Source organism: Streptomyces griseocarneus (assembly GCF_014655595.1).
GTDB lineage: Bacteria > Actinomycetota > Actinomycetes > Streptomycetales > Streptomycetaceae > Streptomyces > Streptomyces griseocarneus.
Map to the genome: position 1 here is coordinate 197,124 of NZ_BNBL01000001.1, position 26,563 is coordinate 223,686.

General features: G+C 73.9%; 21 protein-coding genes. 10 read left to right on the forward strand and 11 right to left on the reverse strand.

Translation table 11 applies throughout. From position 1 onward, the window contains the following. Positions 1 to 125 precede the first annotated feature (125 nt). Both IE295_RS00815 and IE295_RS00820 read left to right on the forward strand, forming a co-directional pair. The gene (locus IE295_RS00815) at positions 126 to 515 is read left to right on the forward strand and encodes a YciI family protein (protein WP_190061437.1); all 390 of its coding nucleotides are present in this window, start codon (positions 126 to 128) and stop codon (positions 513 to 515) included. Beyond that, positions 512 to 1,816, forward strand: coding sequence for an RNA polymerase sigma factor (locus tag IE295_RS00820; protein WP_190061438.1), 1,305 nt, complete (start codon positions 512 to 514; stop codon positions 1,814 to 1,816). Before IE295_RS00815 ends, IE295_RS00820 begins: the two co-directional genes overlap by 4 nt. Here the strand turns inward: IE295_RS00820 and IE295_RS00825 are convergent. From IE295_RS00825 to IE295_RS00835, 3 genes are all read right to left on the reverse strand, one after another. Then, a complete protein-coding gene (locus IE295_RS00825) occupies positions 1,755 to 2,993 on the reverse strand; it encodes a cytochrome P450 family protein (RefSeq protein WP_190061439.1) in 1,239 nt (412 codons plus the stop codon). The two genes, IE295_RS00820 and IE295_RS00825, sit on opposite strands and share 62 nt — an antisense overlap. Positions 2,994 to 3,012: 19 nt before the next feature. Further along, entirely contained in the window at positions 3,013 to 3,855 is an 843-nt protein-coding gene (locus IE295_RS00830) for an alpha/beta fold hydrolase (RefSeq protein ID WP_190061440.1), read from the reverse strand. A gap of 210 nt (positions 3,856 to 4,065) precedes the next feature. Then, positions 4,066 to 5,175: an epoxide hydrolase family protein gene (locus tag IE295_RS00835; RefSeq protein ID WP_190062340.1), complete on the reverse strand. Its 1,110-nt coding sequence runs from the start codon at positions 5,173 to 5,175 to the stop codon at positions 4,066 to 4,068. Positions 5,176 to 5,397: 222 nt separating this feature from the next. Here IE295_RS00835 and IE295_RS00840 point away from each other — a divergent pair, with 222 nt between their 5' ends. Continuing rightward, positions 5,398 to 6,792: an FAD-dependent oxidoreductase gene (locus tag IE295_RS00840; protein WP_190061441.1), complete on the forward strand. Its 1,395-nt coding sequence runs from the start codon at positions 5,398 to 5,400 to the stop codon at positions 6,790 to 6,792. A gap of 68 nt (positions 6,793 to 6,860) precedes the next feature. Further along, positions 6,861 to 8,267 carry an MFS transporter gene (locus tag IE295_RS00845; RefSeq protein ID WP_190061442.1) on the forward strand — a complete coding sequence of 469 codons (1,407 nt, stop codon included), beginning with the start codon at positions 6,861 to 6,863 and terminating at the stop codon, positions 8,265 to 8,267. Between the two features lie 3 nt (positions 8,268 to 8,270). On the opposite strand, the gene IE295_RS00850 is transcribed toward IE295_RS00845, so the two are convergent. From IE295_RS00850 to IE295_RS00870, 5 genes are all read right to left on the reverse strand, one after another. Further along, complete coding sequence (locus IE295_RS00850) at positions 8,271 to 9,008, reverse strand: class I SAM-dependent methyltransferase (protein WP_190062341.1); 738 nt, start codon at positions 9,006 to 9,008, stop codon at positions 8,271 to 8,273. A gap of 20 nt (positions 9,009 to 9,028) precedes the next feature. Next, entirely contained in the window at positions 9,029 to 10,612 is a 1,584-nt protein-coding gene (locus tag IE295_RS00855; RefSeq protein WP_190061443.1) for a tryptophan halogenase family protein, read from the reverse strand. A gap of 88 nt (positions 10,613 to 10,700) precedes the next feature. Continuing rightward, complete coding sequence (locus IE295_RS00860) at positions 10,701 to 11,258, reverse strand: carboxymuconolactone decarboxylase family protein (protein WP_190061444.1); 558 nt, start codon at positions 11,256 to 11,258, stop codon at positions 10,701 to 10,703. Between the two features lie 133 nt (positions 11,259 to 11,391). Further along, positions 11,392 to 12,762 (reverse strand): cation:proton antiporter, encoded by a 1,371-nt coding sequence (locus IE295_RS00865; protein WP_190061445.1) that lies wholly within the window; start codon positions 12,760 to 12,762, stop codon positions 11,392 to 11,394. A gap of 60 nt (positions 12,763 to 12,822) precedes the next feature. Continuing rightward, positions 12,823 to 14,529: a (2,3-dihydroxybenzoyl)adenylate synthase gene (locus IE295_RS00870; RefSeq protein ID WP_190061446.1), complete on the reverse strand. Its 1,707-nt coding sequence runs from the start codon at positions 14,527 to 14,529 to the stop codon at positions 12,823 to 12,825. A 353-nt stretch (positions 14,530 to 14,882) separates the two neighbouring features. On the opposite strand from IE295_RS00870, the gene IE295_RS34065 reads away from it, so the two are divergent. Continuing rightward, positions 14,883 to 20,270, forward strand: a complete 5,388-nt coding sequence (locus IE295_RS34065) for a type I polyketide synthase (RefSeq protein WP_263453214.1) — start codon at positions 14,883 to 14,885, stop codon at positions 20,268 to 20,270. Between the two features lie 123 nt (positions 20,271 to 20,393). Here the strand turns inward: IE295_RS34065 and IE295_RS00880 are convergent, their stop codons facing one another. Beyond that, positions 20,394 to 21,398 carry a methyltransferase gene (locus tag IE295_RS00880; protein WP_190061447.1) on the reverse strand — a complete coding sequence of 335 codons (1,005 nt, stop codon included), beginning with the start codon at positions 21,396 to 21,398 and terminating at the stop codon, positions 20,394 to 20,396. 222 nt (positions 21,399 to 21,620) lie between these two features. Between IE295_RS00880 and IE295_RS00885 the strand changes: the two genes are divergently transcribed. The 4 genes from IE295_RS00885 (at position 21,621) to IE295_RS00900 (ending at position 24,184) form a co-directional block, all read left to right on the forward strand. Then, on the forward strand, positions 21,621 to 22,028 hold the full coding sequence (locus IE295_RS00885; RefSeq protein ID WP_190061448.1) for a cell division protein SepF: 408 nt from the start codon (positions 21,621 to 21,623) through the stop codon (positions 22,026 to 22,028). Positions 22,029 to 22,053: 25 nt separating this feature from the next. Further along, positions 22,054 to 23,202 carry an AAA family ATPase gene (locus IE295_RS00890; RefSeq protein ID WP_190061449.1) on the forward strand — a complete coding sequence of 383 codons (1,149 nt, stop codon included), beginning with the start codon at positions 22,054 to 22,056 and terminating at the stop codon, positions 23,200 to 23,202. Further along, a complete protein-coding gene (locus IE295_RS00895) occupies positions 23,199 to 23,606 on the forward strand; it encodes a nucleotide pyrophosphohydrolase (RefSeq protein ID WP_190061450.1) in 408 nt (135 codons plus the stop codon). The genes IE295_RS00890 and IE295_RS00895 overlap by 4 nt, the downstream gene beginning before the upstream one ends. 119 nt (positions 23,607 to 23,725) lie before the next feature. Further along, entirely contained in the window at positions 23,726 to 24,184 is a 459-nt protein-coding gene (locus IE295_RS00900; RefSeq protein ID WP_190061451.1) for a DUF6099 family protein, read from the forward strand. A 14-nt stretch (positions 24,185 to 24,198) separates the two neighbouring features. Here the strand turns inward: IE295_RS00900 and IE295_RS00905 are convergent, their stop codons facing one another. Beyond that, positions 24,199 to 24,405 carry a hypothetical protein gene (locus IE295_RS00905; protein WP_190061452.1) on the reverse strand — a complete coding sequence of 69 codons (207 nt, stop codon included), beginning with the start codon at positions 24,403 to 24,405 and terminating at the stop codon, positions 24,199 to 24,201. Positions 24,406 to 24,688: 283 nt separating this feature from the next. On the opposite strand from IE295_RS00905, the gene mmuM reads away from it, so the two are divergent. Further along, a complete protein-coding gene (mmuM, locus tag IE295_RS00910) occupies positions 24,689 to 25,591 on the forward strand; it encodes a homocysteine S-methyltransferase (protein WP_190061453.1) in 903 nt (300 codons plus the stop codon). On the opposite strand, the gene IE295_RS00915 is transcribed toward mmuM, so the two are convergent. After that, positions 25,588 to 26,094, reverse strand: coding sequence for a hypothetical protein (locus tag IE295_RS00915; RefSeq protein ID WP_190062435.1), 507 nt, complete (start codon positions 26,092 to 26,094; stop codon positions 25,588 to 25,590). The genes mmuM and IE295_RS00915 overlap by 4 nt on opposite strands. Positions 26,095 to 26,563: the final 469 nt, after the last annotated feature.

Below are 26,563 nucleotides of genomic sequence, written 5' to 3' on the forward strand. Positions count from 1 at the left end.
ACGTCCCGGCGGCCGTGCGCCGATGTGGAAAGCCGATGCAGAAAACCGATGTAGAAATCCGCCCCGCCGCTCCGACTCCTTGGTGAGGCGCCGCGACCGGCGCCCGCCGCCCGAGGGAGAGTGACATGAAGTACCTGATCCTGCTGCACAACAACCCCAAGAGCTGGAAGCACCCGATGTTCCTCCACCAGGGCAAGGAGCTGTCCCCGGCGGAGCAGGACGCGCGCATGGCCGAGTTCGGGAAGTTGATGGAGGAGATCTCCACGTCCGGCGAACTGGTCGACGCCCAGCCGCTGGCCGACCCGGTCCTCGGCCGGACCGTGCGCATGCGCGACGGGGAACTGGCGGTCACGGACGGGCCCTTCGCCGACTCCAAGGAGCAGATGGCGGGCTACTTCGTCGTCGACTGCGACAGCATGGACCGCGCGGTCGAGATCGCCTCCCGCTTCCCCGACACCCGGGACGGCGTCGCCGAAGTCCGGCCGATCATGGACCAGTCCGGTTCGGAGATGTGACGGCCTCCCACGCCGTCGAGGACCTGCTGCGCGAGCTGGCGCAGCAGGTCCTCGGCCTGCTCGTGCGGCGCCACAGGGAGTTCGACGCCTGCGAGGACGCCGTTCAGGAGGCGCTGCTCGCCGCCTTCGTGCAGTGGCCCGAGAGCGGCGTCCCGGACAACCCCAAGGGCTGGCTGGTGACCGTCGCCACCCGGCGGCTCACCGACGCCCGGCGCAGCGACTCGGCGCGCCAGAACCGGGAGAGCACGGTCTTCGCGCTGACGCCCGCCGACGCGCTGCACGCGCCCGCCCCCGGCGAGGAGGCCACGGCCCGGGGCGACGACACGCTGACCCTGCTGTCGCTGTGCTGCCACCCGGCGCTGTCGCCCGCGTCCCGGATGGCGCTCACCCTGCGCGCCGTCGGCGGGCTCACCACCTCGCAGGTGGCGCGCGCGTTCTTCGTGCCCGACGCCACGATGGGCCAGCGCATCAGCCGGGCCAAACAGCGGATCAGGGAGGCCGGCCTCGACTTCCCGCTGCCGGCGGAGGAGGAGCGCGAGCGCCTCCCGGTCGTCATGCACGTGCTGTACCTGATCTTCAACGAGGGCTACACCGCCTCCTCGGGCGCCGACATCGCCCGGCCCGACCTCACCCGCGAGGCCATCCGGCTCACCCGCGAACTGCACGGCCGGCTGCCCGACGACGCCGAAGTGGCCGGGCTGCTGGCCCTGATGCTGCTGACCGAGGCCCGCCGCCCCGCCCGCACGGGCCCCGGCGGCATCCTGGTGCCCCTCGCGGAGCAGGACCGCGGCCGGTGGCAGCAGAAGCTGATCGACGAGGGCACCGCCCTGCTGGACCGGACGTTCGCCCGCGGCCCGGTCGGCCCGTACCAGCTGCAGGCCGCGATCGCGGCGCTGCACGACGAGGCGAAGTCGTCCGACGACACCGACTGGAAGCAGATCCTGGCGCTCTACCACCTGCTGGAGACGGTCTGGCCCAGCCCCGTCGTCAAGCTCAACCGGGCCGTGGCGCTGGCCATGGTGCGCGGGCCGCACGCCGCGCTCGGGCTGCTCGAGACCCTCGAGGGCGACGCCCGGATGGCGCGCCACCACCGGCTGCACGCCGTCCGGGCCCACCTGCTGACGATGGCCGGCGACGACGCCGGCGCCAGGGCCTCCTTCGAGACGGCGGCCCGGCGCACGACGAGCCTTCCGGAGCGGCGCTACCTCGAGGCCAGGATCGAGGAGCTGTCGCCCGGCGTCACGCCCCGGCCGGCGCCGGCTCGCCCAGACGCACCGGAAGGGCCTTGTGACCGTTCATGATGAACGTCCCCTGGGGCTCCAGCTCCTCGGGCGCCACCGCAAGGGAGAGGTCGGGGAAGCGCTCGAACAGGGCGGGCAGGGCGATCTTCAGCTCCAGGCGGGCCAGCGGCGCGCCGAGGCAGAAGTGCACCCCGTGACCGAACGAGAGGTGCGTCTTGTCCGCGCGCGTGGCGTCGAACTCCCCGGCGCCCGCCCCGTGCACCTCCGGATCGCGGCCCACCGCCGCGAAGCCCATGAGCACCGGGTCGCCCTTGCGGACCACGACGTCCCCGAGCTCGACGTCCTCGGTCGCGAAGCGCAGCGGGAGCTGGGCCACGGGCGCCTGCACCCGTAGCGTCTCCTCGATCACGTCGTCCCACGAGACCTTCCCCCGGTTGAGCAGCTCGCGCTGGTCGGGCTGGGTCAGCAGGGCGAGCACGGCGTGGCTGAGGGCGTTCATCAGCGTCTCGGAGCCGGCGCCGAGCATGAGGTGCAGGGTGCCGACCATCTCCTCGTCGCTGAGCCGGGTGCCGTCGTCCTCCCGGGCCGCGAGCAGGAGGCTGGTCAGGTCCTCGCCGGGCGTGCGCCGCTTGAGCTCGGCGAGCTCGTACAGCTCGCGGTGCCACTGCTCGACGTTGGCCTCGGCCTCGTCGCCGGTGATGGAGGTGCTGACGTTCACCCCGGCGCCGCGCAGGGCGGCGGCCCGGGCGGACTCCGGTACGCCGAACATGTCGCAGATCACCCGGGCGGGCAGCGGGGTGGCGAACCGGCCCTTGAGGTCCACGACTTCACCGGGCGGGGTGTCGGCCAGGCGGTCGAGCAGGTCGCGGACGATGTTCTCGATGAGCGGCCGGGTCGCCTCCACCTGCCGGGCGGTGAAGCCGCGCTGGATCAGCTTGCGCAGCCGCATGTGGTCGTCGCCGTCGTTGGTGGTCATGTTGTCCATCAGGAGCCAGCCGATCAGCGGCCAGTTCGAGGGGATCTCGCCCGCCGCGAACGCGGGCCACTTCTGCGGGTCCTTGACGAAGCGGGGGTCGGACAGCACCTGCTTGGCCATCTCGTAGCCGGTCACCGACCAGGCCTCGACGCCGCCGGGCAGCTCGACCCGGGCGACCGGTCCCCGCTCGCGGATGCGGGCGCCTTCCGCGTGGATGTCCCGGCCGGTGGTGTCCAGGACGACGGGGCAGCGATTCTCCATCGGGTGTCTCCTCCAGGGGTCAGACGGAAGTGAAGAACTCCGCGAGCAGGGGCGCGCCCAGCTTCTGGTTGAACAGATGGCCCTCGCTCGGCATGCTCACGAACCGGCCCCGGGGGATCCCCGCGGCCAGGGCCCGGCACGGCTCGAGCATCCACTCGGCGCTGTCGTCGCCGCCGATCACGAGGGTGGGAACGCCGATCTTCGGCAGGAGGTCGAGGGGGACCGTGGTGCTGTCGTCGCTGATGACCGAGTCGTAGATCACGGTGGGCGCGACCGCCTCGAAGGACGGCCAGACCGGGTGATCACGGAACTTCTCGATCGACTCCGCGCTGAACCCGATGTCCACCTTCAGGAACAGGGCCACCGCGTCGCCCCTGCGGTCGGCCGCGATCAGCCGCCGCAGCTCGTCGTGATAGCCCTCGGGAACCTTGGGACCGCCGTACGGGGGCTCGTACATCGCCAGCTTCGCCATGGGCAGCCCGTCCGCCGCACCGCGGATGCCTATCATCCCGCCGGTGCAGTTGGCGAAGACCGAGGCCGACCCGCCCGCGGCCTCGAGCACCGCCGCCAGGTCCTCGACCTCCCGCTCGACGGACCACCGTTCCGGCTGCGCGTCCCCGCTGCCGCCCCGGCCGCGGCGGTCGTAGTTGAACACGGTGAACCGCTCCGAGAGCGCCTCGGCGAGCCGGGCGAACATCGCCTTCTCGTTGAGGCCGCCACCGAGGATCACGACGGACGGCCCGCTGCCGGACCGCTCGAACGCGATCGGCGTGCCGTCGGCCGAGGTCACCCTCTCCAGCTCGATGCCGCGTAACCCGAAGCCGACGTTGTCGAGGTTGGCCGCGGTCTCTGGTGTGTCCATCGGGATTCTCCTCGCGGTCGCGGTCGTGCGGTCCCGGTCGGTCGTCTTCGGACGGGTGGTCGCGGTCGTACGGTCGCGGTCGTACGGTCCTGCGGCTGTCCTGTGGCGACCGCTCACCACGCTAGATCCCGGACCGGCCCGTGACTTCCTCCAGATTGCCGACTTGACGGCCCTCGGCCCCCCGGCCCCCGGCCGCCCGCTCGCCGCCGGTTACCGGGCGCGGAGCACGCGCAGGAACGCCCGCAGGTCGTCGGCGAACAGCCCGGGCTGCTCGAGGGCGGCGAAGTGCCCGCCCCGGCCGAGCTCGTTCCAGTGGGCGACGTCCGGGAACGCGGCCTCGGCGAGATGCCGGACGGGCCGCGCGATGTCGTGCGGGTACACCGCCACGCCGAGCGGCCCGGGGACCGGCGGCAGCGGGTGCGGCGGGGCGGCCGACGTCGGCAGGAACGCGGCGTTGTCGTAGTAGAAGTGGGCCGACGAGCCGGCGGTCCCGGTCAGCCAGTACAGCGTGACGCCGGCGAGCAGCGCGTCGCGGTCCACGGCCTCCTCGGGCACCTTGTCCGCGCCGGTCCACTCCAGGAACTTCTCGGTGATCCAGGCGAGTTGACCGACGGGCGAGTCGGTCAGGCCGTAGCCGAGGGTCTGCGGCCGGGTCGCCTGGACGGCCATGTAGCCCAGGCCCTCGGCCGCCTCCGGGCCGTCCTCCTCCGAGGGCGTCACCAGGAAGTTCACGTGTGTGCCCAGGACGTGCTCGCTGTCGGTCGCGCCGAGCACGAGGGAGACGAAGGCGCCGAGGTCGCCGCCCTGCGGGATGTAGCGGTCGTACCCGAGCGAGGCCATCAGCGCGGCCCACACGCCCGCCACCCGGTCGACGGACCAGCCGTGCCGCGTCAGAGGGGCGGAGTAGCCGAAGCCGGGCAGCGAGGGGACGACCACGTGGAAGGCGTCCGCGGGGTCGCCGCCGTGGGAGCGCGGGTCGGTCAGCGGGCCGAGGACGTCCAGGAACTCGAGGAACGATCCGGGCCAGCCGTGCGTGAGCAGCAGCGGCACCGCGCCGGGCTCGGGGGAGCGGACGTGCAGGAAGTGGATGTCGGCGCCGTCGAGGGTGGCGATGAACTGCGGGAAGGCGTTGACGCGCGCCTCGGTGGCGCGCCAGTCGAACTCCTCGCGCCAGTAGTCGGCGAGCTCCCGGAGGTAGGGCTGCGGCACTCCCCGGCTCCAGCCGGTGTCGGGCACCGGCACGGGCCAGCGCGTCGACGCCAGCCGCGCGCGGAGATCGTCCAGGGCTGCCTGCGGGGTGGCGAGGCGGAACGGGCGTATCACCTGGTCCTCATTTCTGACGGCTCTCACGACTCTCACGGCTCCGACGGTTGTACAAGCTCCGCCGCCGGACGCCTACGGTCCGGGGCGGATCGAGCAGTCCGGGAGAAATCGGCCGCCGCCCGGCCCGTACGCCGCAACGTGGGAGAAGAGGAGTCCGCGGCCGTCGCACTAGCGTTTCCCCCACCGCTTGCTCATTCGGATCACGGGGAGGCGTACCTCATGGCAGCCAAGATCGGCGATCACGCCGTCGTGCTCGGTGGCAGCATCGGCGGCCTGCTCGCCGCCCGCGTGCTCTCCGACGCCTACGGCCGGGTCACCGTCATCGACCGCGACGACCTCACGGGCGCGGGCGCCGACGTGCGCCGCTCGGTCCCCTGGGCCGTCCACATCCACGCCCTGCTCGAGCGCGGCCGGCAGATCATCGAGGAGCTGTTCCCCGGCTTCGTCGACGACATGCTCGCCCTCGACGTACCGGTGGGCGACTACGGAACCACCTGCCACTACTACTTCAACGGCCGGATGCTCGCGGAGACCGAGACCGGGATGGCCTGCGTGGCCGCCAACCGCCCCGTGCTCGAACACTTCCTCCGCACCCGCGTCGCGGCCCTCCCCGGCGTCGTCCTGCGCGAGGGCACCGACATCACCGGACTGCGGGCCTCGGCCGGCAACGGCCGGATCACCGGCGTCACGGTCCGGCCGCACGGCGACGGCGAAGGCGACGGCGCGGGCGCGGCGGAGACCATCGAGGCCGACCTGGTCGTCGACGCCACGGGACGGGCGTCGCGCACGCCGCGCTGGCTCGAGGAACTCGGCTACGCCCCGCCGCCCGAGGAGAAGGTCCACATGGACCTGACGTACACGACCATGGACTTCACCGGCCCGCTGCCCGACGACCCGCTCGGCGAGGACATCGCGCTGGTGCCGACCGCCACCCCGGCCTTCCCGCGCGGGGCGATCTTCGCGCGGCTGGCCGACCGGTACGCCCTCACGCTCACCGGCATCAACGGCGACCGCGCGCCCACCGACCGCGAGGGCTTCCTCGCCTACGCGAAGACGCTGCCCATACCCCAGGTCCACGCGGCGGTCCGGGACGCCGAACAGCGGGCCCCCGCAGGCAGCTTCCGCTTCCCCGCCAGCGTCCGGCGCCGCTACGAGCGCCTGCGGCGCTTCCCGGCGGGGTACCTGGTCATCGGGGACGCGGCGTGCGTCTTCAACCCCGTCTACGCCCAGGGCATGACGGTGGCCGCCCTCGGGGCGTCCGTGCTGGCCCGCCACCTGGACGCGGCCGGCGGACCGCGGGCCGACGCCTACTTCCGCGACCTCGCGCGCGCCACCGACGCGCCCTGGAGCATGTCGGCCGCCGCCGACCTCGGCTACCCCCAGGTGCGCGGCAGGCGGACGGTGGCGACGCGGATGGCCAACGTCTTCATGCCCCGCGTGCAGGCGGCCGCCGCCCACGACCCCGTCGTGGCACGGAAGTTCATCCGCACGATCTCGCTGATCGACCCGCCGCAGGGGCTCATGAAGCCGTCCGTGATCGGCCGCGTGCTGTTCGGGCCGGGCGCGCGGTCCCGCTCCGAGGTCCCGGCGAACGCCCCGGCAGCCTTCCGGTGACCGGCCTCCGGCCGACCGGCCGGCGGACCGGCGCGAAGGGAGCCGAGGGGAGGGGGAGCGCCGGCGGTGTGCCCGCCGCGCCGTTCCGCTGGGGCGTGCTGGTCCTGCTGTGCGTCGCCAACTTCGCCGTTCTCCTCGACTCGCAGAGCGTCATCCTGGCGCTGCCCCAGCTGACCGCCGACCTCGGCCTGTCCGCCGGCGACGCGCAGTGGGTGCTCAGCGCCAAGCTGCTGACCTTCGGCGGTCTGCTCCTGCTGGGCGGCCGGACCGCCGACCGCCTCGGGCGCCGCCGGGTCTTCATGACCGGCACGGCGCTCTTCCTCGTCAGCTCGACGGCCTGCGGCCTCGCCCGGCACGGCGCGGTCCTCATCGGCGCCCGGGCGCTGGGCGGGGTGGCGGCCGCGCTGATGGTGCCCACCGCCCTGTCGATCCTGGTGAACACCTTCCCGGAGGGGCGGAGCCGCAACACCGCGCTCGCGGGCTGGGCGGGCATCGGCGGCATCGGCGCCACGGCCGGCCTGCTCGTGGGCGGCCTGCTCACCCAGGCGCTGGGCTGGACCTGGGTGTTCTTCATCAACGTGCCCGTCAGCCTGCTCGTGCTGGCGCTCACCCCCGCCCTGCTGACGGAGAGCCGCGCCGCCGAGCGGCAGGGCACGTACGACGTCGCCGGCGCCCTGACCGGCACCGCCGCGCTCTTCGCGGTCGTCCTCGCCGTCATCCGGGCGTCCGTCACCGGCTGGACGAGCCCGCGCACCCTCGGCCTGTTCGCCGCCGCCGGGGCGCTCGTCGCCGTGTTCGCGGCCGTCGAGCGGCGGTCGGCGTCCCCGCTGTTGCCGCCGGCCATGCTGCGGCGCGGTGCCCTCGCCGGCGGCGACCTCGTCACGGTGACGATGGGCATGGCGGCCTTCGGGCTGTCGGTCGCGAGCTCGCAGTACGGGCAGGTCGTGCTCGGCTACGGGCCGCTGGAGTTCGGCCTGCTGCAGTCCGTCATGCCGACCCTGGCCTTCGTGGGCGCCTACGCCGGGCAGAGCGTGGTGACCCGGGCGGGCGTCCGCCCGGTGGTCGTGGCCTGCCTGCTCCTGCTGGGCGCGGGCTCGCTGCTGCTGTCCCGGGTGCCGGCGGACGGCAGCTACGTGCCCGACATCCTGTGGGGCCTGGTCGTGTTCGGCCCCGGCCTGGGCGCCGGCACGGCCGCCGCGTCGGTGGCCGCGCTGGCGCGCGTACCCGAGCACGCCAGCGGCGTGGCCTCCGGGCTCAACGTCGCCTCGCTGCAGATCGGCGGGGCGCTGGGCGTCGCGGTGGTCACCTCGATGGCCACCACCTTCACCACCGCGCCGGGCGGCCCGGCCGGGCTGACGGCGGGCCTGCGCGCCGGCTTCCTCGCCTGCGCCGCCTGCGCCGCCCTCGGCCTGGTGCCGGCGCTCACGCTGCTGCCCCGCTCCCGGGCCGCGGCCCGGGGGACGGAGCGGCCCTGAGCGTCATTCCCGGACGCCGCGGACGATCAGTCGCCGGGCGCGGGGGTCGTAGGCGCGGCCGTCGAAGTCGCCGAAGCACTCGACGCCGGTGAAGCCGGCCCGCTCGAACATCGCCCGCAGCTCGGCCGCACTGTAGACGTACGAGGTCAGCGACGCGGAACGGGACTCGCCGTCGCGGATCAGCGTCCAGTCGGTCCGCAGCCGCGTGTAGTCGTCGAGGACGGTGTCGCGCAGCAGGACGGTCGCCCCGGGCAGGTCGACGACCTGCGGCCGGCCCACGCGCCGGGCCAGGACCTCCTTGCCGAGGACGTCGATCAGCAGCCGGCCGCCCGGGGCGAGGCTCGCGTGCGCGTTGCGCAGTACCTGGAGGTTGGCCTCGGGGTCGGCGAAGTACCCGAACGACGTGTACATGTTGATCACCACGTCGAACGCGGCGGGCCGCGTGAACCCGGCCATGTCGGCCTGGACGAGCCCGGCGGACGCCCCGGCGGCGGCCAGGGCCTCCTTGGCCCGCTCCAGCATGGCGGCGTTGAGGTCGACGCCGGTCACCCGGTGCCCCCGCAGGGCGAGCGGCACCAGGTACAGGCCGGGCCCGCAGCACAGGTCGAGCACCCGGGAGCCGGCCGGGAACGCCAGCAGCGGCGAGGCGGCCACGTTGTCCGCCGCCTCGGCCGCCCGCCGCGGGGAGAACATGAACTCGGCGAAGCCCGACCACAGCCCGTCGTTCTCGTACCAGTGCACAGGTGCCCCGTCCCCGGCGCTCACGCGCCGGTCCCGTGGGCGCCGTGGACGGCCCTGAGGTACTCCATGTGGCCGGGCAGGCCGGCCGAGTGGATGTCGCGCTCCTTGTCGATGTGCTCGAACATCTCCCACGCGGCGTCGTCGTTCATCAGCTCCACCGACGGCGGGGCCTTGGTGAACTCGAACTCCATCCCGGACAGGATCGCCCACAGGCTGCGGGTCTCGAACAGGCGCAGCTGGCTGCCGTCGGGGATGATCACGCTCTGCGCGTACTCGGTGAGCTTCTCCGCCAGGCTGTCGGGAACGGGCGCCTCGCGGACCGCCCGCCAGAACTCGGTGTCGTCGCGGTCGGTCAGGCAGTAGTGCATGACGATGAAGTCGCGCAGGTCCTCGAACGCGCTCGTCATCAGCTCGTTGTAGCGGGTGACCCGGCGCTCGTCCAGGTCGCTGTCCGGGAAGTGCAGGACGAGCAGCGCCAGCTGGTACTCGATCAACGCGATGGTCGTGGACTCGAGCGGTTCGACGAAGCAGCTGGACAGGCCCACCGCGACGCAGTTGTTCACCCAGGACCGGCGGTTGTGCCCCACCCGCATCCGGATGTGGTTGGCCGGCACGTCGTGGGCCCGGGGGCCCAGGAAGTCGCGGAGGTCCTGCTCGGCCTTCTCCGGGGTCGTGGTCCGGCTGGAGTAGACGTAGCCGGTGCCCTCGCGGTGGTAGAGCGGGATCTCCCAGATCCAGCCGTCGCCGCGGGCGTTGGCCGTCGTGTAGGGCCGCAGCCCGTCGGGGTGGTGATCGGCCGGCAGGGCGATCGCCGAGTCGCACAGCAGCGCGTCCCGCTCGCTGACGAACGGCTCGTGCAGGGCCTGGTTGATCAGCAGGCCCCGGAATCCCGAGCAGTCGAGGAAGAGGTCGGCGTGGAGTTCGGCGCCGGTGTCGGTCACGACCTTCTCGATGTGCCCCCGGGGGTCGACCGCGACGCCCTTCACGTCGGCCACCACGTGGCGCACCCCCCGGCCCGTCGCCAGGTCCCTGAGGTACTCGGCGATGAGCGCGGCGTCGAAGTGGTACGCGTAGCGGTAGCCGGGGTCGGGCGCGTCGGTGCCCGGCAGGGGCTTGGGGGCCTTGTTGAGCTCGCACAGCCGCTGCAGGGCCATGCCCGCGTCGCCGAACGTGGCACGGACGCGGGGATCCCCCGCCAGCCGCTGCTTCAGCCAGAAATGGGCCAGGGACACGCCCCGGCCGAAACGCTTGTGAAAGGGCTGCTCATAGCTCGGGACCGGCGGCTCGGGAACGGTGAAGAAGGGGTGGAAATAGGTGTGCCGGCTGCCGTCCGGACGCGGTTTCCGCCAGTCGTTGAAGCGGACCGCCGACTTGAACGCCGCATTGCACCGCGGCATCCAGTCCTCTTCCTTCATGCCGAGAAAGGCGAATGTCGTCCGCAGGGTGGGGACCGTGGCCTCGCCCACCCCGATCCGCCCGATGCGGGCCGATTCGACGAGCGTTATCTCGACTTTCCTTCCGAACGCGCGGTTCAGATATGCGGCGGACAACCAGCCGGCTGTTCCGCCGCCGACGATCACGATCTTCTGGATGGGGCGTGCCACGGACGGATCTCCTTTACGAGCGGCGGTCGGCCGGCGGGGACGCGGCCGGGCGGCCGCGTCCCCTCCTTCTCGGCGTTGCGGTGCCCTCTCACCGGCCCCCGGGGGCCCCGGCGAGACCGGGGTAGCCCACCTTGACCAGCTGCTGCGCGGCCCCGGCGTACCACTCGGGGGCGTCGGGGGCCTCGGTGCCCAGTCCGTCGACGTAGCGGGTGAACAGGGAGAACACCGCCGCGATCAGCACGGTGTCGTGGATCTCGGTCTCGGTGGCGCCGGCGGACTTCGCGGCCGCGATCTGCTCCGGCGTCACGGACCGTCCGCTGTCGCGGGTGGTCAGGGCGATCCGGAGCAGGGCCCGCAGCTTTTCGGGGACCGGGGCGTTCTCCGGGTCCTTCTGGACCTGCGCCACCAGGTCGGGGCCGCCCTCGAGCTGGGCGGCGGCGAACGCGCCGTGCGCCTGGGCACAGAAGGAGCAGTCATTGCTCCGCGACACCACCGCGCCGATCAGTTCCCGCTCACCGCGGCTCAGCGAATTCGGGCCGCGCAGCAGTACCTCCACCAGTTCGCCGAGCGGTTTCGCGGTCTCCGGGCGGAAGTCGAACAGGCCGATGATGCCGGGCTTTTCGGGGTCCACTGCGATGTGTGCCATTGCGTGCGCCCTCCACGGATTGACGTCGGTCAGGCCGATAATCCGTGTGCGGATCCGCGGAATCCATACTCCAGGTTGCTCATGCCGACAGGCACGGGCACAGGCACGGGCAGGGGCGGAGAAGGGCGAGGATTCAGGCGGTGTCGCCGGAGGGGTGGGTGGCGGGCCGGTCCGCGCCGTCGGACGCCTGCCACGACCGGTGGTCGAGCAGGCGCAGGTCCTCCTCCTCGGTCCGGGCCACGCGCCCCATCGTCAGCCGCAGCAGCGGCGGGGCCATCAGCGAGGTGAAGACGGCGACCAGGACGACCATCGTGTACTCGGCGGTGCCCAGCACCCCCAGCCGCAGCCCGGCCATCGCGATGATCACCTCGACCACCCCGCGCGAGTTCATGCCTGCGCCCAGGGCCAGACCCTCCCAGCGGGTCAGTCCGCTCAGCCGCGCGCCCAGATAGGCCCCCGCGAACTTGCCCAGCACCGCGACGGCGAGCAGGGAGAGCGCCGCGAGCGCCGTCGTGGGGTGCGCGAGCGCGGTGAGGTCCATCCGCAGGCCCGCCGTGGCCAGGAACAGCGGGGCGAGCACCGACAGGACGACCGTGCGCAGCGGGGCGAGCTTCGGCTGGGCCGCCGGGGCCCCGGTGATGAGGATGCCGACCGCGAAGGCGCCCAGGACCGGCTCCATGCCCAGCAGATGGGTGAGCGTGCCGCCGGCGAGCACCAGCACGACGGCGGTGGCCACGGCGGTGCCCGGCTCGGGGTGCCGCGCGGCGCGCTCCATCGCCCCGCGCACCAGCACCCGGCCGGCGGTGGCGGCGAACAGCGCGAAGCCGGCGAGGAGCGCCACCGACAGCCCCACGCCGCGCCCGGTGATGCCGGAGGTCGCCGCGGCCGAGACCACCGACAGCAGCAGCCAGCCCACCGCGTCGTCGACCATGCCGGCGCCCAGCGTGAGCTGCCCGATGGTGCGGTGCAGCAGGCGCATGTCGGAGAGCGTCTTGGCGATCACCGGGATGGCCGTGACGCACATCGCCACCCCGATGAACAGCGCGAACACCCCCCGGTCCGGCCCCGCCATCGAGTCGGGCAGCAGCAGGCCCAGGCCCACCCCCATGCCCAGCGGGATCAGCAGCCCGAACAGGCTCACCAGCACCGCCGTCCTGGCCCGCGCGCGCAGCATCCGTACGTCCAGGTGGGTGCCGGTGACGCCGACCAGCAGCAGCACCGCGATCTGGCCGACGGCGTCGAGGAGGTGCATCTGCTCGGCCGGCCCGGGTAACACGGTGTCGGCCAGGTCCGGCGCCAGGTGTCCGAGCAGGCTGGGGCCCAGCAGCACTCCGGTGGCCAGCTCGCCGCTGAGGGCCGGCAGCCCCGCCCTCCGCGCCAAGGAGCCCAGCAGCCGGGCCAGGGCCAGGAGCAGCAGCACGGCGCCGAGGAAGACCAGCACCGCGTGCGAGGACAGCGGGGCCACCGGCGCCGAGAGGTCCCTCCAGTACGCCGAGTCGCCCATTCCGTGGCCCCTCTCCCCGAGTCCGACGATGATGCGCCGTGGAAACCGCCCGTCACATCTTTACGGTTGCTCACCGTCCGCGTGGCCGTTCACGCGTTCTGTCTCGATCCGTCGCACAGCATCCGCCCGCAGCGCCTTCTTGTCGACCTTGCCGATCGGCGTCATCGGCAGGGACGGGAGGGTGAAGAGCCGCTCCGGCAGCTTGAACGAGGCCACCCCGGCCGCCAGCATCACCGCCCGTACGTCCGCCAGGTCCACCCTCCCCGTGCCGTCCGGCACGACGAAGAGGCAGACCCGCTCGCCGAGTTCGGCGTCCGGCATCGCCACCGCCGCCGCGTGCGCGACGCCGCGGGCCCGGAGGGCGAAGGCCTCGACCTCCTCGGCGTTGATCTTCTCGCCGCCCCGGTTGACGACGTCCTTCTCCCGCCCGGTGACGACGAGATTGCCGCCCGGCCCCCGGCGCACGATGTCGCCCGTGCGGTACCAGCCGTCCTCGGTGAACGAGCGCGCGTCCGTCGCGGGGGAGTCGTAGTAGCTCCGGGCGGTGTACGGGCCCCGGGCGAGCAGCACGCCCGGCTCACCCGGCGCCACCGGCTCGCCGTCCTCGCCGACGATCCGGATCTCGTCGTCCGGCGAGATCGGCCGGCCCTGGGTGTGGTGGACGACCTCGTCCGGGTCGTCGAGGCGCGTCAGGCACAACAGCCCCTCCGCCATCCCGAACACCTGCTGCAGCGTGCAGCCCAGCACCGGTTTCACCCGCCTCGCCGCCTCCGGCGTCAGCCGCGCGGCGCCGACCTGGACCAGCCGCAGCGAGGCGAGATCGGCGTCCGGGTTCTCCTCGCGGTGCGCCAGCCAGCGCATGACGACCGCCGGGACCACGGACGTCGCGGTGACGCGCTCCCGCTCGATCGCCGCGAACGCCACCTCCGGCGCCGGGGAGTCGGCGATCACCACCCGCCCCCCGGACAGCAGCGTGCCGAGCACACCGGGGCCGGCGTTGGTGAAGCCGTGGCCGAGCGGCAGCACGGCGAGGTAGACGGTGTCCGGCCCGAACCGGCACAGTGCGGCCGCGCGTTTGATCATGTAGGCGAAGTCGTCGTGGGTCCGGGCGACGAGCTTGGGCAGCCCCGTCGTCCCCCCGGAGAGCAGGAACGTCGCGACCGCGGCGGCGTCCGGCGCGGCCTCCTCGAGCAGGGCCGCCGTCGCCCCGGGGTCCTCCGCCGGCGCGCACAGCTCCCGCAGCCCGAGGCCGCCCGGCGCGACGTCGTCGCCCGCCACGAAGACGTGCTCCGCGCCCGGCACCGCCGCGACGATCTCGTGGGCCATCGCCTGGTGGTCGAAGTCCTTGAGCGTGCCGGGCACCACCAGCGCCTTCGCCCGCGCGTGCGCCACCACGCCGGACAGCTCGTGGTGACGGTGCTGCGTCAGCGCCCACACCGGCACGGCACCCAGCCGGAAGCAGGCCACCGTGACGACCACGTGCTCCCAGCAGTTCGGCAGCTGCACCACGACCCGGTCGCCGGCGCCGATCCCCAGCGCGGCCATCCGCGCCGCCGCCCCGTCCGCGCGCGCCATCAGCTCGCGACGGCTCAGGCGCGTGGGGCCGTCGACGAGCCAGACCGAATCCGGGGACCGGCGCGCGGCCTCGGCGAGGTGGGATCCCATCGAACGCCCCTCCCAGTAGCCGCTGGCCACGTAGCGGGCCGCCGCGTCGGCCGGCCACGCGACGACGTCCGGAGGGGAGGGAGTGACCGCTTGCTCGGGCATGACTGCTCCTGACGTTGGCGGACGCGGCGTGCACGGCGCGATGTTCACGACCCGGCGTTCACGATTCGGCGTGCCGGCGCCGTTTCTCCCGGCAGCCTAAGGACGCCACCCGCCTCCGGTCGTCTCGGTGATTGCTGAATCGGGGCGCCCTCCTGAAGCCGCACGTCGGAAGTTGTCATACGGTCCCCGCCGGGCCGAACCTGTCGCTCAGTGGGGCGGCCCGCCCTCGCGTGAGCCCTTCCTGACGTACAGGCAAAGGGCCGGACGCCGCCGCAGACACGGCTGCCGGAGAAGGCGATCACCGGCCCCCCTTTGCGTCGTGTCCGCTCGGTGAACCGAACAGGAGCGAGGACTTGACGGAGAAAGCAGCACCCGAGGAAGCAATCGCCATCATCGGCATGAGTTGCAGGTTCGCCCCGGACCTGAACTCGCCGGAGAAGTTCTGGGAGTTCCTCGCGAGCGGCCGCAGCACGGTCGGCGACATGCCGGACAAACGCTGGAAGCCCTACGCGGCGAGCAGCCCGCAGGCCACCGCCGTCATGCGGACCACCATTCGGCGCGGCTCCTTCCTCGACGACATCGAAGGCTTCGACGCGGAATTCTTCGGGATCTCCCCCCGGGAGGCCGACTTCCTCGACCCGCAACAGCGGTTCATGCTCGAACTCTCCTGGGAGGCACTGGCCGACGCGGGCATTCCCCCGCTCTCCCTGCGCGGCACCGACGCGGGCGTGTACGTCGCCGCGAATTCCAACGACTACGGCCGGCGGCTCCTCGAGGACATCCCCCTCACCGGCGCATACGCAGTGAATGGCACCACCTTCTACGGAATCGCCAACCGCGTCTCCTACTTCCTCGACCTGCGCGGCCCCAGCATGGCCGTCGACACCGCCTGCGCCGGCTCGCTGACCGCCCTGCACATCGCGGCCGGCGCCCTGCTGGCCGGGGAGACGCCCCTGGCGATCGTCGGCGGCGTCAACATCATGTCCACTCCCGCGCTCAACGTCGCCCTCCACGGCGCCGGGGCGATGTCCCCCGACGGCCGGAGCAAGGCATTCGACAAGAATGCCGACGGGTACGGCCGCGGCGAGGGCGCCGGGGTGGTCGTCCTCAAGCGCCTGTCCGACGCCCTCCGCGCCGGCGACCCCGTACAGGCGGTCATCCGCGGCAGCGGCCTGTTCCAGGACGGGCGCTCCGAGGGCATGATGGCGCCGAACGGCGACGCGCAGGAACACATGCTGCGGCAGGCCTACGACCGGGCGGGCGTCGACCCCGCCGGCGTCGACTACGTCGAGGCGCACGGCACGGGCACGCCGGCCGGCGACGGCGAGGAGGTCACCGCGCTCGCCAGGGTCTTCGGCGCCGGCCGGCCACCGGAGCGCCCCTGCCTGATCGGATCGGTGAAGCCCAACATCGGCCACGTCGAGGGCGGTTCCGGGATCGCCGGCGTCATCAAGACCGTCCTCGCGCTGCGGCACGAACAGCTGCCGCCCAGCCTCCACGACGAGCCCCACCCCGACGTCGACTGGGCCTCCTCCGGGCTGCGCCTCGTCGGCGAGCCGCTGCCCTGGCCCGCGGCCGCCGGCCGGACGCGCCGGGCCGGCGTCTCCAGCTACGGCGTCGGCGGCACGATCGCCCACCTCATCCTGGAGGAGAGCCCACCGAGCCCACCCGACCGTACGCGCCGTACGCCCGCGGAGGCCGGCGCGCCGGCCCGTACGCCCGCGGTGTTCCCCCTGTCCGCCGCGTCGGAGGCCGGGCTGCACGCGCTGGCGGACTCCGTCGCCGACTGGCTGGACGACAACCCCGGCGTCGCCCTGGGCCCGGTCGGGCACACCCTCGCCCTGCGCCGCTCGCACCTGGCGCAGCGGGCCGCTGTCGTCGCGGACCGTGCCGGGCAGCTGGCCGAGCGGCTGCGCGACCTCGCCGCGGGCCGCACCGGCCCCGGCATCGCCTCGGCGCGGACCGCGCCCGGCCACGAGGGCGAGGTCGTGTGGGTGTTCTCCGGGCACGGCGCCCAGTGGTCCGGCATGGGACGGCAACTGCTCGAGAAGGAACCGGCGTTCGCGGCGGAGATCGACGCGCTCGCGGACGTCTTCCGCGACGAGCTCGGCTGGACGCCCCGCGAGGCGCTCACGGCCGGCGGCCCCTGGACGGCGGCCCACGTCCAGGCGCTCACCTTCGCCGTCCAGCTCGGCCTCGCCGAGGTGTGGCGCGGCCACGGCCTCGAGCCGGGCGCGGTCATCGGGCACTCCGTCGGCGAGATCGCCGCCGCCGTGGTCGCCGGCGTGCTCGACCGCCGGGAGGCCGCCCGGTTCGCCTGCCGCCGGGCGGCCGCGCTGCAACGCCTGGAGGGGCGGGGGGCCATGGCGATGGCGGGCCTGCCGTTCGAGGAGGCCCGGCGGCGGCTCGCCGGGCGGCCCGGCGCGGAGGCCGCGATAGCGGCGGACCCCGGGGCGACGGTCATCTCCGGCGACAGGGCGGCGGTCGCCCGGATCGCGGAGGAATGGCGGGAGTCGGGGATCTGGATCCGGGACGTCGACTCGGACGTGGCGTTCCACAGCGCCCACGTGGAGGAGGTGGCCGGCGAGGTCGGGGCCGCCGCGCGCCGGCTCACTCCCCGCCCGCCCTCCGTGCCCCTCTACGGCACCGCCCTGGACGACCCCCGGTCGACGGCCGCCCGCGACGGCGACTACTGGGTGGCGAACCTGCGCCGGCCCGTCCGGTTCGCCCAGGCGGTCCAGGCGGCCGTCGAGGACGGCCACCGGCTCTTCCTCGAGATCTCCTCGCACCCGGTCGTCGCCCACTCGGTCGGCGAGACGCTGCTGCACCTCGGCGTCGAGGACGCGGCCGTCACCGGCAGCCTGCGGCGGAACACCGACGAAATGGCGACGCTGCTGGGCGCCCTGGCCCACCTGCACTGCCACGGCGCGGCGATCGACTGGACCCGGGACCACGGCACCGGCGCCCCCCTGCCCCTGCCCGCGACGGCGTGGCAGCACCGCCCGTACTGGATCTTCCCCGAGGACACCGGCGGCGCGGGCCTGGGCAGCGGCCACGACCCGGACAGCCACAGTCTGCTCGGCGGCCGGATGACGGTCAGCGGCTCGCCGTCCCGGCAGGTCTGGCAGACCCGGCTGGACATGTCCAGCCGCCCCTACCCGCAGAGCCACGGGCTCGTCGGCGTGGAGGTCACCCCGGCCGCCGCCATCATCAACACCTTCGTCGCGGCCGCGGGCCAGGACGGGCCGCCGGCGCTGACCGACATCGTGCTGCGCACGCCGCTCGCCGTCGAACCGCCCCGCGTGGTGCAGGTCGTGCGCGAAGGCCGGTCGCTGTCGCTGGCGACCCGCATCGCCGACGACGGCGCCGCGGACGACGGGGACGAATGGATCACCCACACCACGGCCACCCTCGACCCGGGTGCCCGCCCGCCCTCCGGCCGCGTCGACCACGCGGCGCTCCGCGCGCGCCTGGCCGAGGGCTCGCTGACCAAGGCCGACGAGATGTTCGAGCGGATGGGCGTCGAGGGCTACGCCTTCCCGTGGGACCTGGAGGAGCTGCGGCACGACGAGGACGAGCAGCTCGCCGTCCTGACGATCGAGCCCGCCCCCGCCCGGCGCGCGAGCAGCTGGGCGCACGTCATCGACGGCGCGCTGACGATCAGCGCCATGGTGGTGGCGCCCGGCGACGCCTCCGTCCTGTGGATGTCGCGCTCGGTCGAGAAGGTGACGTGGCGCGGGGAGCCGCCCGCCCGCATCGTCGTGCACAGCACGCGCTCGCCCCGCTCGCCGCTCGACACGGTCGACGTGCGGGTCGCCGACGAGAGCGGGGACGTCGTCTGCGAGGTCCTCGGGCTGCGCTTCGCGGCCGTCGAGCACCTCGGCGCGGCGGTGCTGCCCAGGGACCTGGTGCACGAGGTCGTGTGGCGGCCGCTGACCCTCGCCGAGCGCGGCGGGGCGGGCGCGGCCGCCGTGGAGCAGGTGCTCCTCGTCGGCGAGGCGGACACGACCGTTCCGCTGGCGGAGCAGCTGGAGGCCGCCGGGGTGCGGTGCGTACGGATGGGCGAGGGACCGGAGGCGGACCTGCGGCCGGAGCTGTTCGCCCGGCCCGGCGCGATCCTCGTCGCGCCCTCGCTGCCCCGCGAGGACGAACCGCTGGACGAGGCGACCGAGCGGATCACCTGGACGCTGATCCGCGTCGTGCAACGCCTCGCCGAGATCCAGGCGAACGCCACCGGACACCTCGCCCCCCAGCGCGTGTGGTGCCTGACCAGCGGTGTCCGTGAAGCGCGTGACGAACGGTCGGTCGCGCACGGCCCCTTGTGGGGCGTCTCCCGGATCATCGCCGGCGACCACCCCGAGCTGTGGGGCGGCGCCGTCGACGTCCCCGCGCCCGACGCCGGCACCGGCGCGCGGCTGCTGCCGGTGCTGCGCGGCGCCGCCGGCCAGGAGGACGTCGTCTCGCTGGCCCCGGGCGGCCCCGAAGCCGCCCGGCTGAGCCGGATCGAGCGCAGCGCCGACGGAACGCCCCTGCGCTGCTCGCCGTCGGGCACCGTGCTGATCACCGGCGGGCTGGGGGCGCTCGGGCTGGAGGCCGCCCGGTGGCTGGTCGACCGGGGTGCCCGCAGGCTCCTGCTCGTCGGCCGGCGCGCTCTGCCCGACCGTACGGAATGGCAGACCGTCACCGACCCGGAGACCCGGCGCCGGATCGACGGCGTCCTCGCGCTGGAGGCGCTGGGAGTGACGGTGAAGGTGCTCGCGCTCGACATCACCGACGCCCGTCAGGTGGCGGCCGCGCTGGCCCCGGACGCGCTCGGGCTGCCGCCGGTGAGCGGGGTCGTGCACGCCGCCGGCGTGGTCAACAACGCCCTCGTCGACAAGGTCGAGCCGGACGGGCTGCGCGAGGTGCTCGCCCCCAAGGCCGGCGGCGCGCTGGTGCTGCACCGCCTCTTCCCGCCCGGCCGGCTCGACTTCTTCGTCATGTTCTCCTCGTGCGGCCAGTTCGCCCGGCTCTCCGGCCAGGCCGGCTACGCGGCCGCGAACTCCTTCCTCGACGCGCTGGCCGCGCACCGCAACGCCGGCGGCCACACCGAGACGATCAGCATCGGCTGGACGGCATGGCGCGGCCTGGGCCTGTCGGCGGACATCGCCACCACGATGTTCGAGGCCAACTCGCGGGGGCTCGAGGCCGTCTCGGCGGCCGAGGCGCTGCGGGCGTGGGCGTTCGGCGACCGCTTCCAGGCCGACTACCAGGCCGTCCTGCGCGTCGTCCCGACCCCCGCGCACACCCCGCGGCTGCCGATGTTCCGGGAGCTGACCGTCTCCGACGAGACCCCGGCCGGCGCGGGCGGCCTCCTCGCGGCCGACCTCGCGGACCTTGCCGAGGACGAGGCCCGCGACCTCGTCACCGCCGACGTGCGCGAGCAGGTGGCCGCCGAGCTCAACCTCGACGCCCCGGCCGTCGAACTCAAGCGCCCGCTGGTCGAACTCGGCGTCGACTCCGTGATGACCGTCGCCCTGCGGGTGCGCCTGCAACGCCGGTACGCGCTCGACCTGCCGCCGACGATCCTGTGGGCCAAGCCGACCGTGGCCGCCCTGGCCGGCCACGTCTACGACAGCCTGCGCCCGCCGTCCGAGGAGCCGTCCGAGGAGCCGTCCGGGGACCCGTCCGGGGCGACGGGCGAGACGGGGCCCGAGGCGGCACCCGAGGACCCGGCGGTGCCGGCCACGGCGGGGCGCTGAGCGTCGTCGCCGGACCGGACGCGCACCGCCGTGGCGGGCGCGCTCCTGTCCGGCGGCCGGGCCGGAGCGCTCCGGAAGGAGGGCCGGGCCCGGGCGTTGAGGCCGAGGTGGTCAGGGGGCCGGTCAGGCCGCGGTCATCTCGATGAGCGAGACGTAGCCGACGGGACGCACCGCGCGGACCGCCAGGCCGGCCCGCCCGGCGAGCGCGCGCATCTCGGCGAGCCCGCGTTCCCGGCCGCCGTTGTAGGCGAGCATGCGCAGGTCCATCGCGGTGCTCGGCGACTCGCCGTCGCTGCCGACCGCCTCGACGACCAGGACGACGCCCTTCTCGCCGGCCGCCTCCGCGCACCGGCGCAGGATCGCGGCGGCCGGCTCGTCGGCCCAGTCGTGGATGACGGCGGACAGCACATAGCCGCCCGCCCCGGGCGGCAGCGGGTCGAAGAAGCTGCCGGCGACGGCCCGCGCCCGCCCGTCCAGCCCGCGCTCTTGGAACGACCGGCGCGCGGCCGACGCCGGGCCGGGCAGGTCGACGACGGTGCCGCGCAGGCCCGGGTGCGCCGTCAGCAGCGCGCCGATGAGCGCGCCGCTGCCGCCGCCGACGTCGACGACGTGCCCGAGGGCCGCCCAGTCGTAGGCGTCCGCGAGGCCGGCGTTGTCCAGCTCGATGTGGTGGCCCATCAGCGCGTCGAAGGACGCCGAGAGGGCGGGGTCGGCGCCGAGGTCCTCCCAGAACGACGTGCCGTAGCGCACCGGGTAGGCCGCCTCGCCGGTCAGCACGGTGTGGGCCAGCTCGACGAAGCTGAGATCGCCCCTGCCCACCGCGCCGCCGAGGTCCAGCCACTTGCGCTTGCCCGCCGGGTGGTCGTCGCGCAGCTGCTGCCCGTACTCCGTCACGGCGTAGCCGCCCGCCTCGTCCCTGGTGAACAGGCCGACGGTGACCAGGTGCCGCAACAGGCGGTCCAGCGCGTCCGCGTGCGCCCCGGTCGCTTCGGCGACCTCCGCGGCGGTACGCCGCCCGGCGGCTATGTGGTCGGCCACCCGCAGGGTGGCCGCCACCCGCACCGCCATCGGTGTCGCCAGGTCGGCCAGCGTCGTCAGTCCGACGCGCGTGGCCCGCTCCTCCGCCATCCGCGCTCTCCCTTCGTCTGTGGCGAGCGTAGGGGGAAAGGGAGCACCGGATTTATTCGTAAGTGCTGAAGAGGCCGAAGGGGACGGGCCGGCCCGGCCGGAAGGCCCCGCGGCCGCCGGCGGCTGGGCCGGACGGGGCGTGTCACTCGGCCTAACGGGGGGTGTTTGTCCCTAGAATCGTGGGATGTACATAGCCAGCACGTTCCCCGGAAGGGTGATCCGGTGAACAGGTCCGAAGCCACCGACGAGCAGTGGGAGGGGCTGGCCGAGGTCGTCCCGCTGCGCGGTCACCAGACATGGCCGTCCTGGCCCGATCACCGGGCCCTGCCCGAGGAGGAGCCCAAGGAGAGCCGGCGGCGGATGGTCGTGCTGCGCGTGCAGGTCTTCGCGGACGCGCGCGAGGTCGCCGAGCATCTGATCGCACGGATTCCGGTGCTGCTCGACCTGACGAGCGCCGACTCCGACGTCGCCAAGCGCATCCTGGACTTCTCCAGCGGTGTCGTGTTCGGCCTGGGCAGCGGTATGCACCGGGTCGACACCAATGTCTTCCTGCTCGCGCCCGAAGGGACGGAGGTGGCCGCGGGGTACCCCGATCGTAGGAAGAATGATCAGCTGAAACGGTACGGCTGACCGGCGGGCGCCTACGGTCCGGGGCATGGACGCCGCCCCCAGCCTTCAGCGCCCCGCCGTGACCGAACTGCGGCTCTCCGCCTTCAAATCGCACCGCAACGCCGTCTTCCCGCTCGGGCCCATGACCCTCTTCCGGGGTGCGAGCGGGAGCGGCAAGTCCAGCGCCCTGCACGCGTACGAGGCGCTCGCCCGGCTCGCCGGCGGCGACAGCCTCGAGGAGGCCCTCGCCCCCGTGCCCGGCGGCGCCAGGGCGTGCGTACCGCACACCGCCAGGCCCGACGCCCAGGGGCGGCGCGGATTCCGGATCGGCTGCACCGTGGACGGCCCGGCCGGCCCGGTCCGGCTGGACGTCGCCGTGCAGGCCGAGCCGGAGCTGCGGGTCGTCGGCGAGCGGCTGACCGGCTCGGGGCGCACCCTGCTCTCCACGGCGCTGCGCGACCCGGGCCTGCCCCGGGTCGAGGCGGCGTGGCACACCGCCGGCTCCGTTCCCGTCACCCGCGCCCCGCTGCCCGACGACCGGCTGGGCACCGCGCTGCTGCCGCTGCGGGTCGCGGGCAAGACGGCCGGGCAGCGCATGGTCCTCGACGCCGCCGAACAACTCGTGGTCGCGCTGCGCTCGGTCTTCCCCTGCGACCCGCGCCCGGAGCTGATGCGCGCCCCGGTCGCCGCGCGGGACGGCCGGCTGCGCAGCGCGTGTGACAACGTTGCCGCGGTGCTGGGGCGCACCCGCGACGAGTGCGGCACCCGGCACGCGCTGCTGGTCGCGGCGGCGCGGGCGGGCTGCCGCGGTCCGGTCGAGGGCCTCGCGGCGCAGGGGCTGGAGGGCGGCCTGGTCCGGGCCGTGCTGGCGGGCGGCCCGGGTGCGCAGACGCCGCTGGAGCGGCTGGGGGACGGGGAGCTGCGCTATCTGGCGCTGTGTCTGGTGCTGCTGACGGGGCCCGGGGTGCTCGCGGTGGACCCGGCGGCCGAGGTGCTGCCGGCCCGGCAGGCGCTGACGGTCCTGGCGGACGGCCTCGACCGGTGCCTCGACGCCCGCCAGACTCGGGAACTGCTGGGGCTGGCGGCGCGGATGTGCGAGCGGGGCCACATCAGGCTGGTGGGGACGGTGCGGGGTGAGGTGGGTGAGGCGGCGGAAGAGGTCAAGGGGGCATCGATGGTAGATCTTGAGGGGTGAGTGATGACCTGAGGGACCTGCAGCGCAGGCTGGCCGTGTTCGCGGCGGCGCGCGACTGGCAGCCGTTCCACACACCCAAGAACCTGGCCAGCGCGCTCAGCGTGGAGGCGTCCGAACTGGTCGAGATCTTCCAGTGGATGACGCCCGAGCAGTCGGCCCGGGTGATGGACGAACCGGGGACGGCGGGGCGCGTCGAGGACGAGGTCGCGGACGTGCTGGCGTACCTGCTGCAGTTCTGCGACGTCCTGGGGATCGACGTTCTGGCGGCGCTGTCGGCGAAGATCGACCGAAATGAGCGGAGATTTCCGGTGCCGGGGGAGCGAGCCGGCCACGCCGGGGGCCGGGGCGGTGAACAGGGTGCCGCGCAGGACGGTGAAGGAAAAGATCGTCACTCTCCGGAGTGATTGAGTTATCCACACCGCATCTGGTATCCACAGATTTCTGAATTCCCCTGGCTTTTCCGGCGGTTAGTCATCACTCTGGGTAGTGAGAGTGGGCGGAGCGGGAAACATGGGGGACGGTCATGGACGCAGCGCGGCTGATCGAGGCCACGAGGCAGGCCCTGGCGCGGGCCAGGGGGGTGACGGACATCGTCGCCGAGGTATGTCAGGCGCAGGCCCTCGCGGAGGCCGTCGGCAGCCGGCTCGCGGTGCAGGGGCCGTACGAGGCCCGCGCGGCGGCCCGGGGTCTGAGCGAGGCCGGCGGGAGTGCCTCCGGCGCGCTGCGCCAGGCCGCGCTGTACGCCGGAGGCTTACGGGCGACGCAGCTCACCGAACTGCGCGATCCCTGGGTGGTGTTGACGGGCCTCGGCGAGCTCCTCGGCGAGGTGGGCATAGCCCTGGTGGGCGTCGCCTGCGTCTGCGAGGACGACGCCGTCTACTGGATGTGCATAGAAGCGATCGACGCCGCCGACGAGACCAGCGACCGGGTCGGCGGGCTCCTCAGACGGCTGGCCCTGCGGGAGCGGGGAGGTGCGGCGTGAGGGTTCTTCAGAGGTCAGTCCGTGCCGGCGCCGCCCTGGGCCGGAGGCCGCTCGGCGGGCTGCTGGCCCGACGACTGAAGGTCGGCGTCGAGCTGTGTCAGATCGGCGTTGAGCGCCGCCATCAGCTCCTCCATCTGCTGCAGCAGGCCCTTGGGTGCGCCCTGCTGCGGGGAAGCGGCCTGGCCGGGCACTGCCTCTTCGGGCGCGGCTTCCTGAGTCATGGTGGCCTCCTCGGCCCTCGCCCTCCCGGTGCGGGCGGGCGGCTATGCGATCGTCGCCTCCGGCCTCGAACACCGGTGCGCGGGCCGGGCGGTCCGGCTCCGCCCGAGCCAACGATCACCGGGCGCGCCGGACACTGGCATCTACTCCGCCGCCCCGGCCGGGCGGGGGAATTTCACCCGGCCGGAGTGAGTCGGCAGGCCCGGACCACAGCGGGTTGACGCGTGTTCGACAGTGCAGGATGGAGGCGGTCAGCAGGCCGGAGACCGAAAGAGGAGCCCCGCGATGTCCGCCCCCACCGTTCCCCTCGCCACCGCGCTCGCCCGCGGCCCGCTCGTCCTGGACGGCGGGCTGTCCAACCAACTCGCCGCTCAGGGCTGTGACCTGTCCGACGACCTGTGGTCGGCCCGCCTGCTCGCCGACGCCCCCGAGCAGATCGAGGCCGCCCACGCCGCCTACGTCCGCGCCGGCGCCCAGGTCCTCATCACCGGCAGCTACCAGGCCACGTTCGAGGGCTTCGCCCGCCGCGGCCTGAGCCCGGAGGAGACCGCCGCGCTGCTTCGCCGCAGCGTGGAACTGGCGCGCGGCGCCGCGGCGCGGGGGGAGCACGAGGTGTGGGTCGCCGCATCCGTCGGGCCGTACGGCGCGATGCTCGCGGACGGCAGCGAGTACCGCGGCCGCTACGGCCTGAGCGTGGCCGAGCTGGAGCGCTTCCACCGCCCCCGCATCGAGGCGCTGGCCGCGGCGGCCCCCGACGTGCTCGCCCTGGAGACGGTGCCCGACATCGACGAGGCCCGCGCCCTGCTCGCGGCGGTGCGCGACTGCGGGCTGCCGGTGTGGCTCTCCTACAGCGCCGCCGCCGGCCGCACCCGGGCGGGTCAGCCCCTGACCGACGCCTTCGCTCTGGCGGCCGGCGACGACCAGGTCGTCGCCGTCGGCGTCAACTGCTGCGAACCGGACGACGCCGACCACGCCGTGCGCCTGGCGGCGCGCGTCAGCGGCAAACCGGTCGTGGTCTACCCCAACAGCGGAGAGACCTGGCACGCCCCCACCCGCACCTGGCAGGGCGCGCCCACCTTCACCCCCTCCCGCGCCGCCACCTGGCAGACCGAGGGCGCCCGCCTCATCGGCGGCTGCTGCCGCGTCGGCCCGGAGCGGATCGCGGAGCTGGTGGAGGTGGTGCGTTAGCCCGCCCGCCAGCGGTTCCGCCCGTCGGACCCCGGACCGCAGACCATGGAGGTGCCCTTCGCGGTGACGCCGGTGGCGCCCTGGGGCGCGCAGAACGAGCCGGGGCGGACGACCCCGGCGCCACCTCCTCCGGAGGACGCGGCTCCGTCGCCCGAGTCGCTGTCGCGCGTCGAGCCGTCGCCGCTCGACCCGTTGTCCGGGTCCGGGCCGGGGCTGGACTCGTGAGCGGGGCTGGGCTCGCGGGTGGGCTCGTGGGTGGGCTCGGGATGGAGCGAGGTGTTCATGCGCGTGGGGCACGTCGTTCCCGGCGCGGTCAGGTGAAGTCTCGGTGCGGCGTGCGCCGGCGCGAGCGGGACCCCTGCGGCCGGGCCCTGGAAGCAGACGGTCCAGCTGCTGGGGTCTCGCGGCAGCTCGACGTCCGTGTAAGCGCTGTAGGCCTCGACGTTTCCCTGGATCAGCTTCCGGATGCTCGTCGACGCCTCGCCGTAGGTCCTGCGCACCACGTCCGGCATCTTCGGATCGGTGGTCGGCGAGGGGGAGGAGGAGGGAGACGCCTGGGTGCTGGACGGCGTCGGAGACGCCGGTTGCGCCGCCGGCTTCGGTTGCGCCTTGTTGTCGTTTTTCGCGTCCGGCGGACCGGACGTAAGGATCAACAGGAACCAGAGAGCGGCGATGACACTGACAATGATCTTTTTGCGAGTCGTCCAACGTCCCAGCCAGGCGAGCGGAATGCCGGCCGGTGGAAAGAGCACTAACAGGGCGATGGCCAGAGCCGGGTGCTGCCACCAGCGCCTGGGCCGTGCGGGCACGGGCGCGTAGGGATGCGGAGGGTTGTACGGCGCGGCGGGCATGCGGGGCTCCGGCAGGGAGGGGAGGGGCTGGGGCGCAGCACTGTAGCCCGGCGGAGGGGAGCCGATCCGCCGATTGCGGAATTGTTTTCCGCAGGGCCGGCCGGCCAATTCCCCGAAGGCG